The organism is Agrobacterium leguminum, assembly GCF_005144435.2.
GTDB lineage: Bacteria > Pseudomonadota > Alphaproteobacteria > Rhizobiales > Rhizobiaceae > Agrobacterium > Agrobacterium leguminum.
This window is the reverse complement of the sequence record NZ_CP120211.1, coordinates 290945-305206: the sequence shown is the minus strand read 5'-3', so window position 1 is coordinate 305206 and position 14262 is coordinate 290945. Positions and strand designations below refer to the sequence as shown.

12 protein-coding genes are annotated in these 14262 nt (G+C 61.6%); 5 read left to right on the top strand and 7 right to left on the bottom strand.

Going from position 1 to position 14262, the window contains the following annotated elements:
- Positions 1 to 62: 62 nt before the first annotated feature.
- From CFBP4996_RS01455 to moaB, 4 genes are all read left to right on the top strand, one after another.
- Complete coding sequence (locus CFBP4996_RS01455) at positions 63 to 1079, top strand: polyprenyl synthetase family protein (protein WP_035261923.1); 1017 nt, start codon at positions 63 to 65, stop codon at positions 1077 to 1079.
- 141 nt (positions 1080 to 1220) lie between these two features.
- The gene (locus CFBP4996_RS01450; RefSeq protein WP_162935929.1) at positions 1221 to 3116 is read left to right on the top strand and encodes a tetratricopeptide repeat protein; all 1896 of its coding nucleotides are present in this window, start codon (positions 1221 to 1223) and stop codon (positions 3114 to 3116) included.
- 6 nt (positions 3117 to 3122) lie between these two features.
- Complete coding sequence (locus CFBP4996_RS01445; RefSeq protein ID WP_080852637.1) at positions 3123 to 4007, top strand: 4-(cytidine 5'-diphospho)-2-C-methyl-D-erythritol kinase; 885 nt, start codon at positions 3123 to 3125, stop codon at positions 4005 to 4007.
- A 26-nt stretch (positions 4008 to 4033) separates the two neighbouring features.
- A complete protein-coding gene (gene moaB, locus CFBP4996_RS01440) occupies positions 4034 to 4579 on the top strand; it encodes a molybdenum cofactor biosynthesis protein B (RefSeq protein ID WP_162935930.1) in 546 nt (181 codons plus the stop codon).
- A gap of 234 nt (positions 4580 to 4813) precedes the next feature.
- Here moaB and CFBP4996_RS01435 read toward each other — a convergent pair whose 3' ends face one another.
- The 5 genes from CFBP4996_RS01435 to CFBP4996_RS01415 all read right to left on the bottom strand — a co-directional run bounded on the left by CFBP4996_RS01435 (position 4814) and on the right by CFBP4996_RS01415 (position 10187).
- Entirely contained in the window at positions 4814 to 5689 is an 876-nt protein-coding gene (locus CFBP4996_RS01435; protein ID WP_080852639.1) for a dienelactone hydrolase family protein, read from the bottom strand.
- A gap of 118 nt (positions 5690 to 5807) precedes the next feature.
- Positions 5808 to 6836: an alcohol dehydrogenase AdhP gene (adhP, locus tag CFBP4996_RS01430; protein WP_004440101.1), complete on the bottom strand. Its 1029-nt coding sequence runs from the start codon at positions 6834 to 6836 to the stop codon at positions 5808 to 5810.
- 150 nt (positions 6837 to 6986) lie between these two features.
- Entirely contained in the window at positions 6987 to 7388 is a 402-nt protein-coding gene (locus CFBP4996_RS01425; protein ID WP_162935994.1) for an MAPEG family protein, read from the bottom strand.
- A 112-nt stretch (positions 7389 to 7500) separates the two neighbouring features.
- On the bottom strand, positions 7501 to 9006 hold the full coding sequence (gene guaB, locus CFBP4996_RS01420; protein WP_065654415.1) for an IMP dehydrogenase: 1506 nt from the start codon (positions 9004 to 9006) through the stop codon (positions 7501 to 7503).
- A gap of 179 nt (positions 9007 to 9185) precedes the next feature.
- Positions 9186 to 10187, bottom strand: coding sequence for an MBL fold metallo-hydrolase (locus CFBP4996_RS01415; protein WP_035263186.1), 1002 nt, complete (start codon positions 10185 to 10187; stop codon positions 9186 to 9188).
- Between the two features lie 209 nt (positions 10188 to 10396).
- On the opposite strand from CFBP4996_RS01415, the gene CFBP4996_RS01410 reads away from it, so the two are divergent.
- Entirely contained in the window at positions 10397 to 11794 is a 1398-nt protein-coding gene (locus CFBP4996_RS01410) for an MDR family MFS transporter (protein WP_035236057.1), read from the top strand.
- On the opposite strand, the gene CFBP4996_RS01405 is transcribed toward CFBP4996_RS01410, so the two are convergent.
- Both CFBP4996_RS01405 and CFBP4996_RS01400 read right to left on the bottom strand, forming a co-directional pair.
- Positions 11795 to 12535, bottom strand: a complete 741-nt coding sequence (locus tag CFBP4996_RS01405; RefSeq protein ID WP_080852641.1) for an RlmE family RNA methyltransferase — start codon at positions 12533 to 12535, stop codon at positions 11795 to 11797.
- Complete coding sequence (locus tag CFBP4996_RS01400) at positions 12532 to 14160, bottom strand: Ppx/GppA phosphatase family protein (protein WP_004432708.1); 1629 nt, start codon at positions 14158 to 14160, stop codon at positions 12532 to 12534. Before CFBP4996_RS01400 ends, CFBP4996_RS01405 begins: the two co-directional genes overlap by 4 nt.
- Between the last annotated feature and the right edge of the window lie 102 nt (positions 14161 to 14262).

Genomic DNA, 14262 nt, shown 5'->3' with positions numbered 1-14262 from the left:
CCTTGCCGCGCAAGGCGTCAGTTTTTATTGTCGAATTCAAATTCGAACTGGAGTCCTGTCCCTTGGGCGTCGTCATACCGCTTGAAGAAAGCAAAAACAAACTCGCATCCGTCAAGCCGCTTGTCGACCTGACCCGCCCCGACATGGAACGGGTGAACCAGCTTATCCTTTCCAAGGCCGGTTCCGATGTCCAGATGATACCCGAGGTGGCCAACCACCTCATCTCTTCCGGCGGCAAGCGCCTGCGGCCGATGCTGACGCTCGCCTCGGCCTCGATGTTCGGTTACGAGGGCGACAACCACATCAAGCTCGCCACCAGCGTCGAATTCATGCACACGGCAACGCTTCTGCATGACGATGTGGTGGATGAAAGCGATCTGCGCCGCGGCAAATCCACTGCCCGCACCATCTGGGGCAACCAGGCGAGCGTTCTCGTCGGCGACTTCCTGCTCGGCCAGGCCTTCCGCATGATGGTGGATGTGGGCTCTCTCGATGCGCTCGACGTGCTGTCCACCGCCGCCTCGGTGATCGCCGAGGGCGAGGTACTGCAGCTTTCGGTCGCCAAGAACATGGAAACGACCGAAGACGATTATCTGCAGGTGATTCGCGCCAAGACGGCCGCCCTTTTTGCGGCGGCGGCGGAAGTCGGCCCGATCGTCGCCAAGACCGACAAGGCGACCCGCAGCGCGCTGAAATCCTACGGCATGAATCTCGGCCTCGCCTTCCAGCTCGTCGACGATGTGCTGGACTACGGCGGCAAATCCGCCGATCTCGGCAAGAATACCGGCGACGATTTCCGCGAAGGCAAGATCACGCTGCCAGTCATCCTCTCCTATCGTCGCGGCACGCAGGATGAGCGCGCCTTCTGGCGCAACGCCATCGAAAAGGGTGAAAGCAGCGATGAGAACCTTGAAAAGGCGCTGGGCCTGATCACCAAATACAACGGTCTTGGCGATACGATCGGCCGCGCCACGCACTACGGCACCATCGCCCGCGATGCGCTCGCACCGCTGCCGCAGAGCCCCTGGAAAGATGCGCTTCTGGAAGTGATCGACTTCTGCATCGAGCGTCTGAACTGACGCCGCAGGCCGGGCGAACGGCGGATGGAAAAGACCATCCGCCCAGGGTTCCGGGCCAGCTTCTCCGCAAGGTGTGATTGTGGCCGGGGCCATAATTTCTTGCGGCGTTGCTTCAAAAAAGCCATTCTATCGTGACCAACAATGGAAACTGATTTTTCCGTGCTTCTGCACAAAGGCAAAGGTTCCCTCATGCGGCGTAAACCAGCACTCCGTCTTCTCTGCAGCGCGGCTCTTGCCGCTGCTCTCGCAATCGGCGCGGCTGCAAGCCCCGGCTTTGCGGAGACGAAGGCGACACCGGAAGACAAGGCCGTTACGTTCGATCCCGGCAAGGTGAACACCTTCTCCGGCGCCTTCCTCGCCGGGCGCAATGCCGATGTCGATCAGGATTATCCCACCGCGATTTCGCTTTACAAAAAGGCGCTGGAATTCGACCCGGCCAATACGGAAATCCGCCAGCGGCTGATGATCGCCGAACTTCTGAGCGGCAATTTCGAGGCCGGCGCCAAGATCGCCGATTCGATGAAGGACGATACCTCGGTGGAGCGCGTGACGACCATCGTGCGCGGTCTCGACGCCATCAAGGACAAGGAATTCGCCAAGGCCGAGAAGATCCTGAAATATACCGGTCCGAACGATCTCGACCGCATGGTCAACACGCTGTTGACCGCTTGGGCGCGCGCCGGCTCCGGCAAGCCGAAGGAAGCGCTGGCGCTGGTCAACAATATGAAGGGCCCGGGCTGGATTTCGATCTTCCAGAAATACAATGCGGCGGCCATCGCCCTTGTTTCCGGCAACAACGAGGCCGCCCGCAAGAGCCTGAACGAAGCGGTGACGGACCGCGAAGGCGGGGCAACCGCCTCCGATACCTATATGCGCGCTGTGATGGCGCTTGCCCGGCTGGAGGCTTCCGCCGGCAACAAGCAGAAGGCGCTGGATGCGATTGCGGTCGGAGACACTTTCGCGCCGAATTACGCGCCGCTGAAAGCGCTTCGCCAGTCCATCGAAAACGGTGAAAAGCCGGAGCAGCAGATCACCAATGCGGTGGAAGGCGCCGCCAGCGTCATGTTCTCCATCGCCGGCGCGCTGAACCGCGAAGGCGCCGAAGAGATCGTGACGCTTTATCTGCAGACGTCGCGCGCACTCGATCCGAAGAGCCCGGATACGCTCATCCTTCTCGGCGGCCTTTCCGAAGCGCTGAAACAGCCTGACCGCGCCATTGCCTTCTATCGCGAAGTGCCGAAGGATTCGCCGATGTATCGCATCTCCGAGCTGCAGCTCGGACTGACGCTTGCGCAGACCGGCAAGGTGGATGAGGCGCGCAAGCATCTCAAATCCCTGCTCGAATCCGATCCGAAGGACATTCGTTCCTATCTCGCCTATGGCAGCGTGCTTTCGGACGCCAAGGACTACAAGGCGATGGCCGAGAACTACGACAAAGCCATCGAGGTAATCGGCTCCGTGCCGCAGAAATCCGACTGGTCCGTCTTCTTCCAGCGCGGCATCGCCTATGAGCGGCTGAAAGAATGGGACAAGGCCGAACCGAATTTCAAGCGGGCGCTGGAGCTGAACCCGGAACAGCCGCAGGTTCTGAACTATCTGGGTTATTCCTGGGTGGACAAGGGCATCAATCTCGATGAAGGCATGAAGATGATCAGCCGCGCCGTCGAGCTTCGGCCGAATGACGGTTATATCGTCGATTCGCTCGGCTGGGCGCATTATCGCCTCGGCGCATTCGATGAAGCCGTGACCGAACTGGAGCGGGCGATCGAACTGAAAGCCGGCGATCCGACCATCAACGACCATCTGGGCGACGCCTATTGGCGGGTCGGCCGCAAGATCGAGGCGGTCTATCAGTGGAACCGCGCATTGATCGGCGACAGCGACGACGTGGACAAGGCCAAGGTGAAGGAAAAGATCGCCAACGGCCTGCCGCCGGTGGAAAAGGATGCCGAAAATACCGCCAAGAAGGACGTCGCGCCGGTGCCGCCGGCTCCTCCGGCACCGGCACCGGCTGCCACTCCGGACAAGAAATCCTGACGCCGCATGCGCGGGCATGACGTATCCGGGGCCACCGAGACCATCGAGGCGGCCCCGGCCAAGATCAATCTGGCGCTGCATGTGACCGGCCAGCGAGCGGATGGGTATCACCTGCTCGAAACGCTGGTGACCTTTACCGAAGCCGGCGACACGATCCATATTCGCGACGCCGATGCCGACAGTTTCTCCATCTCAGGCCCTTTCGGCAATCTTTTGCGCGCGGGCGATGGCGGCGATAACCTCGTCACCCGCGCCAGGGACCTGTTGCGCGATGCGCTTGCATCGACAGGTCAACCTGTACCCCCGGTCGCCATTCATCTTGAAAAGAACCTGCCGGTGGCTTCCGGTATCGGCGGCGGCTCGGCGGATGCGGCGGCGACGCTGCGGGGGCTTTTGCGGCACTGGCGTGCCGGGATCGCACCGGATACGCTTGCATCCACGGCGCTGACGCTCGGGGCGGATGTGCCGATGTGCCTTGAAAGCCGATCCCTGATCGCGCGCGGCATCGGCGAGGACATCGAACCGCTCACCGATCTGCCGGAACTGGCGATGGTTCTGGCCAATCCGCTGAAGGCGGTCTCGACGCCGGAGATTTTCCGGCGATTGCAGAACAAGACCAATCCGCCCCTGCCTGCCTCTGCGACAATCGGCTGGATGGATTTTCTCGCGCAAAGCCGTAACGATCTGCAACCACCGGCCCAGGCGCTTCTGCCGGAGATCGGAGAAATCATTGGGTTGCTGTCGCAGGAGGGTGCTGCGCTTGTGCGCATGTCCGGTTCGGGGGCAACCTGTTTCGGGATTTTTCATTCCCTTGAAGCGGCCAGGAAAGCGGAAACATCGCTTCGAAAGAAACGCCCCGGCTGGTATTTTCAGGCGACGCGGACCATTTGAAAACCAGACACTTCGAGGATAAGGCCATGGCAGGCGAAAGACCCTTCATTCCCCTTGGCATTGCGGTTTTGACCGTTTCGGACAGCCGCACGCTGGAGAACGACAAATCCGGCGATACGCTCGTCGCAAGGCTGGAGGAAGCGGGCCACAGGCTCGCGGCCCGCGCCATCGTGCCCGATGACAAAGCAGCGATTGCCGGCACCGTGCGCGACTGGACGCTCGCTGAAAGCGTGGATGTGGTCATCACCACCGGCGGCACCGGTTTTACCGGCCGCGACGTGACGCCCGAAGCGCTGGAGCCGCTGTTCGAAAAGCGCATGGATGGGTTTTCCGCCCTTTTCCACCGCATCTCCTATGACAAGATCGGCACCGCCACCATCCAGTCACGCGCGACCGGCGGCGTGGCGAATGCAACCTTCATCTTCGTGCTGCCCGGCTCGCCGGGTGCGTGCAAGGATGCGTGGGACGGCATTCTGAAAGCCCAGCTCGATTATCGCCACCTGCCCTGCAATTTCGTGGAGATCATGCCGAGGCTCGACGAGCATTTGAAGCGTGGGGCTGGGGGCGTTTAGATCAGCGGACCGGAGGTGCGTGGGGCTTCACCCCCTCTGCCCTGCCGGGCATCTCCCCCTCAAGGGGGGAGATCGGCAAGAGGCCCGCTTGTCGCTTCATTCTCAAGCTTCAAGATGGACGAGACATCGCCGCAGATCGATCTCCCCCCTTGAGGGGGAGATGCCCGGCAGGGCAGAGGGGGGTGAAGCCCCACGCACCTCCGGTTCGCAGACAATGCCCGCCCAAAACCCCCATCACGCCAGATATTTCTTGAAGAACTCCGTCGTCCGGCCCCAGGCGAGATCGGCAGCCGCCTTGTCGTAGCGCGCCGAGGACGTGTCATTGTTGAAGGCGTGGTTGACGCCGTCATAGACGAAGATTTCAAAGGTCTTGCCGTTTTCCTCCAGCGCCTTCTTATAGGCGTCGATGCCGGCATTGATGCGCTCGTCGAGACCCGCATAATGCAAAAGGAGCGGCGCCTTGATGGCCGGTACATCGGCCGCCGGGGCCTGCTGGCCGTAATAGGCGACGCCGGCATTCAAACCTGCCGATTTGGTGGCGAAACGGTTGACCAGCCCGCCGCCCCAGCAGAAACCGACAGCACCGACCTTGCCATTCGCCCCCTGCCGGGCCGCAAGCCATACCCGGCCCGCTTCGGCATTGGCGACGGTCGCGTCCATGTCGAGACCGCTAAACATCTGCCGCGCCTTCTCCTCATCGGCGGGCGTGCCGCCCTGCGGTGAGAGGAAATCGACCGCAAGCGCCCGGAAACCGGCGAGCGCCACCCGTCTTGCCACGTCACGAATATGGTCGTTCAGACCACGGTTCTCGTGGATGACGATAACCGAGCCGATGGGGCCGGAAACGGATTTCGGTGTAACGAGGTAACCCTTCATCTCGCCGCCGGGGGCGGGATAGGTCACCTCCTCGGCGACGATCCTGTCGTCATCGGCCGCGATGACAGCCGCACGGGCGCTGTTGGCCGAAAGAAGCGGGGCGATGGCGGCCGCCGCCGCGCCCGACCCGGCCAGCACGGTGAGCTTTTCCATGAATTTGCGGCGATCGAGGCTGAGATGGGTATATTCATCGTAAGCGTCGATCATGGCCTGCGTGATCTTGGGCTTGTCCATCGCTCTATCCTCCTTGAACGCACGGATGCGGAAGGATAGCGCAGATCGCCCCGCGGGGAACGCGGCGGGGGCAAGCGGCGCCACACATTTACGTGAGCGCCGCCAGCCAGTTTTCACATCAGGCGGCGAGGTCCACGACGATACGGCCGTCGATCTTGCCTTCTTCCATGCGGTGGAAAATATCGTTGATGTTTTCGAGCTTGTCCCAGGAGAAGTGGGCCGCCACCTTGCCTTCGCCGGCGAAGGTCAGCGCTTCCTCCAGATCCTGTCGCGTGCCGACGATGGAGCCGCGCACCGTGATGCGCTTCAGCACCGTGTCGAACACCGGAATGGAGATGAAGCCCGGCGGCAGGCCGACAAGCGCCATGGTGCCCTTGGAGCGCAGGAAACCGTAAGCCTGCTCCATGGCCTTGGGCGACACCGCCGTCACCAGCGCGCCGTGGACACCGCCGGTCGCCTTCTGCACCTGCTCCACCGCGTCAGGCGCGCGACCATTGACGACGACATCGGCTCCGAGTTTTTTCGCAAGCGCCAGCTTGTCGTCAAAAATATCGGCGGCAACGACATGCATGCCCATGGCCTTGGCATATTGCACGGCCATGTGGCCAAGCCCGCCAATGCCTGAAATGACCACCCACTCACCGGGCCTGACTTCGGTTTCCTTGAGACCCTTATAGACGGTGACGCCGGCGCAGAGCACCGGTGCGGCTGGGCCGAAGTCGAGATTATCCGGCAGGCGGCCGACGAATTTCGGATCGGCGAGACCGTATTCGGCAAAGCTGCCATTGACGGAATAGCCGGAATTCTTCTGGCTCGGGCACAGCGTTTCCCAGCCGGTGCGGCAGGGAATGCAGCATCCGCAGGCGGTGTAGAGCCAGGGCGTGCCGGCGCGGTCGCCTTCCTTGATGCCTGTGACGCCAGCGCCGATCTTGGCGACATAACCGACGCCTTCATGGCCGGGGATGAAAGGCGGATTGGGCTTGACCGGCCAGTCGCCGGTTGCGGCGTGCAGGTCGGTGTGGCAAATGCCCGTCGCCTTGTAATTGATGAGAATTTCACCGGGGCCGGGATCCGGTATCGCCACTTCCTCGATGGTCAGCGGTTTTCCAAACGCGCGGACGACGGCTGCCTTCATTGTCTTAGCCATGACATACTCCCTAATCTCTGCTCGCCTGAAATCCTCGACGGCGAGGCAGAGATTAACGGGGATGGGGTGTCATGGAATTGACCCATCGCAAATCGGAGCATTTTGCAAGGCGGGATTGTCTCACTTATGAGGCAACCTCACGGTGCTGATTTACTCCAGCGCCAACCATATGGCGAGCCATGCCCACAGGCAGACGACCAGCGCAAAGCCGATGCCGAACAATGCGCCACGCTGACGCAGGCGGTTGCTGGTGACGTGGATATAGGAATGGGCATAACGCGAGAGCACGAACAGCCATGCCAGAACGACGGTGACGATATTGTCCGCATCCGTGATGTAGAGCAGCAGGCAAGCGATGTGAAACAGCACCGGCAGTTCGAACTGATTGGCGATGTTGCGGTTCACCAGATGGCTTTCGCGCGCCTCCTCGCCCCGGTCGCGCAGCTTGATCGCCGATTCGCGGTCCTTGAAGGTGTATTTGTTGCGCCGGACGATCAGAAGCCCGTAAAGCCAGAAGACCAGAAAGACATGGGCGATCATCGGCCAGAACATTGCGGTCGTGGGTGACATGCTTTCTTCTCCAATCATGAAAACGCTCCCCGATCCGGCATGAATCGGGGAGCGCCAAATACTCAGTATCCTTTTACGGATTCGCCTCGAAAGATCAAACCGCGCCGGGGTAGTTCGGGCTTTCGCGGGTGATCGTCACGTCATGGGCGTGGCTTTCGCGCAGGCCCGCGCTGGAGATGCGAACGAAGGTGGCGCGCTCCTGGAATTCCTTGATGTTGCTGCCGCCGACATAACCCATGGCAGCCTTGAGGCCACCTGCCAGCTGGTGCAGGACGCCGGAAACCGGGCCCTTATAGGGAACCTGACCTTCGATGCCTTCCGGAACGAGCTTCAGCGTGTCGCGCACTTCCGCCTGGAAATAACGGTCGGCGGAACCGCGCGCCATGGCGCCAACGGAGCCCATGCCGCGATAGGCCTTGAAGGAACGACCCTGATAAAGGAACACTTCGCCCGGGCTTTCATCCGTGCCGGCCAGCAGCGAGCCGATCATGACGGCGGAAGCGCCGGCGGCGATTGCCTTGGCCAGATCGCCCGAGAACTTGATACCGCCATCGGCGATGACGGGGATATCAGCCGCATTGGCCACTTCGACCGACGACATGATGGCCGCAAGCTGCGGAACGCCGACGCCGGCGACGATGCGGGTGGTGCAGATGGAGCCGGGGCCGATACCGACCTTGACGCCATCGGCGCCGGCATCGATCAGCGCCTTGGTGCCGTCGGCGGTGGCGACATTGCCGGCGATGATGCGAACCGAGTTCGACATCTTCTTGACCTGCGAGACGGCATCCAGCACGCGCTGCGAGTGGCCATGCGCGGTATCGACGACCAGAAGGTCGACGCCGGCATCGATGAGACGCTCGGCGCGCTCGATGGCGTCAGCACCGACGCTGATGGCGGCAGCGGCGCGAAGGCGGCCCTGCGCATCCTTGGTGGCGTTGGGGTTCAGCTGCGACTTCTCGATATCCTTGACGGTGATGAGGCCGACGCAATTGCCCTTGGCGTCCACAACCAGCAGCTTTTCGATGCGGTGCTTGTGCAGCAGGCGGCGCGCTTCCTGCTGATCGACGCTGCTTTCCTTGACCGTGACCAGATTTTCGCGGGTCATCAGTTCGTAGATTTTCTGCTGCGGATCGGAGGCGAAGCGCACGTCGCGATTGGTGAGAATGCCAACGAGACGGCCGTTCTTGTGGCCGCCAGAACCGCCGTTTTCAACGACCGGAATACCGGAAATGCCATGCGCCTTCATCAAGGCCTGTGCTTCCGCAAGCGTCGCATCCGGGCCAATGGTGACCGGGTTGACGACCATGCCGCTTTCGAACTTCTTCACCTGCCGTACTTCTTCGGCCTGTTCGATGGGGGTGAGGTTGCGGTGGATGACGCCGATGCCGCCGGCCTGGGCCATGGCGATGGCAAGGCGGCCTTCGGTAACCGTATCCATGGCGGAAGAGAGGATCGGCAGGTTGAGATCGATATCGCGGGCGATGCGGGTGGCGATATTCGTCTGTCCCGGCATGACTTCGGAATGTCCGGGTTGCAGCAACACATCGTCAAATGTGAGAGCGTCCAAACCAGTGGGTGTTTGAATGATGCGTGCCATGACCAAATTCCTTCATACTGAAAATGCGTGGCCGTTCCGGAACGAAAAGTTCACCCCGGCGCCCTGCAAGGATTGCTTGGAAGTTGGCGAGGGCTGGTAACACGTTCATGACAGGAAGGGAATAGAAAAAACCCGGAATTGCCTTCCGGGCTTTTTCTGTTGCTGCATTGCAGCAGATATCAGATGTCGAACTGATAGGATTTCGGCACGAAACGATAGCCGGTATCCAGCTTTTCGGCGTAACCGACCGCCGGGAAAGGCATGTGATAGCCAAGGAAAGGCAAACGGTCGGTGGCGATCATGTCATAGACCTTCTTGCGGGTCGCGGCGGCTGCCGCCTTGTCCATGTCGAACTTCACCTCCCAGTCTGGCTTTTGCAGGGAAAGGACGAAATGGTTGGCCGTATCCGCCGTCAGGATGAGTTGTTTGCCTTCCGATTCGACACGGAAGATCATGTGCCCCGGCGAATGACCGAAGGCCGCCACGCCGGTGATCCCGGATACGACACTGGCGCCGTCGCCAATGAAGGTCGCCTTTTCCGCCAGCGGCTTGACGTTCGTGAGAACGCCCTTGTGACCGCCTTCGGCAGGCGTGCCGACGCGCTTCTCATCCGTCCAGAAATCATACTCCGCCTGGCCGAACACGTAGCGCGCCTTGGAAAAAGCCGGAGCGCCCTTTTCCATCAGGCCGCCAATATGGTCGCCATGCATATGGGTCAGCACCACCACGGTCACATCTTCCGGCGTATAACCGGCGGCCGCCATGCCTTCGATTAACCGGCCATTGCCCGCACCGCGCCCGGCCTCACCGAAACCGGTATCGAACAGCACGAGATCGGTGCCGGTATTGACGAGGACCGGCGAGAAGGAATTGACGAATTGCTCCTTCGGCAGAAAATTGTCTTCCAGCAATTTTCCGACCGTCTCGGCCGACTGGTCGGTGCCGAAGGTCTCGCCGGGATTGGGGGCCGCGCGCGCGCCATCCTTCACCACCAGCACTTCGAAATTGCCGAGCTTGAAGCGATTGGTTTCAGGCGGCATCGCGTGTTCTATCTCCATGGAGGTTTGCGGCTGGTTGGTCTGGGCCGTTGCCGTGCGCGCCATCAACAGCGGCGCACCGAGAACGCTTGCGCCCGCCGCACCGATGAGGCCGCGTCTGCTCATGCTCAAGGATTGGGTCATTATCTTTCTCCCGATATCGCCAACTGGCCGTGATCGCCAACTGAACCATGCCAACGGACAATAGAGCGAGAAAGTTGCAAGAAAACCGGCCTCACGCAGGTTTGATCGGAACTTGAGAAATTGATAATTAACGTGTTGGCAAGCCCGCTTATCAGGCGTAGGAGGAACGGCGATATCCTTTGTCGCAGCGGAAAGCCGCAGGCAGCCTCATGAACCGCATCATTCCCCTCATCCTGGCAGTCGCTCTCTTCATGGAGCAGATGGACTCCACCGTCATCGCCACCTCGCTGCCGGCAATTGCCGCCGACCTTCATGTCGGCCCGATCACGCTCAAGCTCGCATTGACGGCCTATATGGTGGCGCTGGCGATCTTCATTCCGATCAGCGGCTGGATGGCCGACAAATACGGCGCGAAGAAAATCTTCCGTTTCGCCATCGGCGTCTTCGTGGTGGGGTCGATCTGCTGCGCGGTCTCGTCCTCGGTGTTCGAATTCGTGCTTTCGCGGTTCCTGCAGGGCATGGGCGGGGCGATGATGACGCCCGTCGGCCGCCTCGTGCTTTTGCGCACGACCAAGCGCAGCGAACTCGTCTCCGCCATGGCGCTGCTGACAATTCCGGGGCTGGTGGGACCGCTGACCGGCCCGCCCATCGGCGGTTTCATCACCACCTATTTTTCATGGCACTGGATTTTCCTGATCAATGTACCGATCGGCGTCATCGGCATCTGGCTCTCGACGATCTTCCTGCCGGAAATCGAAACCACCAACCCGCCACCCATGGATGGCAAGGGCTTCGTGCTGTCAGGCATCGCCGCCTCCGGCGTGGTGTTCGGCCTCTCCGTCGTCAGCCTGCCCGCGCTGCCGCCCGCCATCGGCATTGCCTCGACGATCATCGGTTTTATCTGCGGTTTTCTTTATCTGCGCCACGCCGCGCGCCACCCTGCCCCCATTCTGGATTTTCGCATATTCCAGAACGCGACCTTCCGGGCGGCTTCCGTCGGCGGCACCGTTTTCCGCATTTCCACGGGCGCCATACCCTTCCTGATGCCGCTGATGCTGCAGATCGGTTTCGGGCTTAACCCGTTCCAGTCGGGCATGATCACCTTTGCCGGCGCAATCGGTGCGATCACCACGAAATTCATGGCCAAGCGGGTGTTTGCGGCAACCGGATTCCGCTCGACACTGATCGGGGCCGGCATCGTCGGCGCCTGCACCACGCTCGCCAACAGCTTCTTCACCCCGGAAACGCCCTATCCGCTGATCATGATCTTCCTTGTGACAGCGGGATTTGCCCGGTCCTTCTTCTTCACCGGATCGAACGCGCTCAGCTATTCCGATATCGAGGACAGTCAGGCCAGCCAGGCGACCTCGATGGCGTCGGTGCTGCAGCAGATCAGCCTGGCGCTGGGCGTGGCTTTCGCCGCCTCCATTCTGGAAGTCAGCAGCATGATGTCGGGTACGCATCTGCAGCTCGCCGATTTCCACATCGCCTTCACCATCGTGGCGCTGGTATCGCTGTTCGCCATCGTGCCGATCATCCGCATGGACGGCAATGCCGGGGCGGCCGTCTCCGGCCACCGCGGCAAGGTCTCACAACCGGCGGAGTGATCAGTCTTCGGAAGCCTCTTCGGCTTCCGCATCGACGTGCGGCTCGCTCTTGCGGCCCTTGAAGTGCTTGGCAAGCAGGAACATTTCCACCGATTCCGAGCGTGAGGACGCCGGCTTGATGTGCAGAACCTGCTTGAAGTTCTTCTTCAGCATATCCAGCAATGCCTTTTCCGTGCCGCCCTGGAAGGTCTTGGCAAGGAAGTGACCGCCTTCTGCCAGCACCTGAACGGCGAAATCGGCCGCGACTTCGCACAGATGCATGGTGCGGATATGATCGGTCTTCTGGTGCCCGGTGGTGGGCGCGGCCATGTCCGACAGCACCAGATCGGGCGTGCCGCCAACGGCCTCCATCAGCTTTTCCGGCGCGCTCGGATCGAGGAAGTCGAGCTGCAGGATTTTTACGCCGGGGATGGGATCGATCTCGAGAAAATCGATAGCCGCGACGCGGATATCGTCCTCGGTGGAATCCGTCACCTTCGACGCGATCTGCGACCAGCTGCCGGGGGCGGCGCCAAGGTCGATGATGCGGCGCGCGCCTTTGAGGATCTGGTGCTTGTCGTTGATTTCCAAAAGCTTGAAGGCGGCGCGGGCGCGATAGCCTTCAAGCCTGGCGCGCTGCACATAGGGGTCGTTGATATGACGTTCCAGCCAGCGGCGCGACGAGGCCTTGAGCTTGGTCTTCTTGACCTTCTGGCCGATCTTGCGGCCGGTGCGGTTGTTGCTTGTCGGCGCCTTGCTCATGTCAAACCTTCCGTCCTGTCCTGCCGTGTCATCTGCATGCGCCTTATGCGGTTGCGCCGCCATGCGCCGTCATCCGCCATCATATCCGTCAGCAGGCCTTCGCGAAGACCGCGATCCGCCACGCGCATGCGGCGTGCCGGCCAGCGGCGGCGAATGGCCTCGAGAATGGCGCAGCCGGCCAGAACCAGATCGGCCCTGTCAGGCCCGATGCAGGCATTGGCGGCGCGGCCCGCGAAATCCCAGGCCAGAAGCTTGTCCTGCATCGCCGTCACCTCGGCATCGGAAAGCCAGAGGCCATCCACCTTGCGGCGATCGTATCGTGGCAGATCGAGATGGACGCCGGCAAGCGTCGTGACCGTGCCCGAGGTCCCGATCAGATGAAAATCCTCGTGATGGGTTTGCGGCGCGAGAGGCGGGCAATGGAAGGCATCGAGCAGCCCTTCGACTTCCCGCACCATGGCGGCGAAGACGTCCGGCGTCACATCGCGCCCGCCATGACGTTCCGAAAGCGTGACGACGCCGACCGGCAACGAGGTCCAGTGGGTGATGTGATTGGCGAGCCGGTTCGAGCGGTTTTCCCCGACCTTGATGACAGCGATTTCCGACGATCCGCCACCGATATCGAACAGCACGACCGAACGCGCCTCGCGCCCAACGAGAGAGGCGCAGCCAGACACCGCAAGGCGGGCTTCCGTCTCGCGGCTGATGATTTCGAGCTTCAGTCCCGTTTCCCGCGTAACCCGCGCCAGAAACTCTTCGCCATTCGACGCAGCGCGGCAGGCCTCGGTCGCGATGAGCCGCATGCGCCTGATCGGACGACCGGAGAGTTTCGCGGAGCAGACTTTCAGCGCCTCGACAGCTCGATCCATGGCGTCGTCAGAAAGCCGGCCGCTCGACACCAGCCCCTCGCCCAACCGAACGATGCGCGAAAAGGCATCGACGACCCGGAACTGGCCGGGCCGCGTCGGCTGCGCAATCAATAGGCGGCAATTATTGGTGCCGAGATCGAGCGCGGCATACATATCCGCCGGCGGCTCCTGGCCATGCTCATGCTGGCGGCCTGCATGGCGCGCGGATATTTCAGATTGCCGGTGCGGTTCCTGTCCGGCCCCATTGGCGCGACCATTCTGCTTGCCGACGTGTTTCGGCGCATGGGTGGGAACCAGCGGACGGCCCTGTGGATCGCGGCTGCGCGGATCGCGGTGACCACGCTTGCGGTGGCGCGACTTTCGCCCTGCGCCCGGCGGCACGGAGGATGGATTGGCAGCGTCTGTTGCGGCTGGAGCCTGCGTCTGCACGGTGGAAGCTGGGGCAGCCTGCTGAGACGCACCCTTGCCGCGAGAGCGCCTGCGGCGCTTTCTCTTGCGCGGCTCGGCATCCGGCTCAAGAGCCGATACGTAGGAGGAACCGGCCGGAACATCCGCGGCAACATCATGCGACAGCACAGCAGCGTCACGGGGCTGACCGTCACGCTTGTGTTTCTTGCCACGGCGGGATCGCTTCGCTTTCCCTTTGTTCGCCACCGACGCCCCTTGTTCCGACGGCTTTGGGCCGTTTCCGGGGTCGATCACTGTCTTGTCCATTTCGCCGCGCACAAGCGTAGACGCTATGCTGCTGGCTTTCATAAGGTTTCGTTGGGCGGACAATACCAGCGCAAGCGATTTTAGCCAAATGGTTTTTGCCGGGCGGCGTGTGGCAAAGGCTCACACGTCACCAAGGTTGCGTGA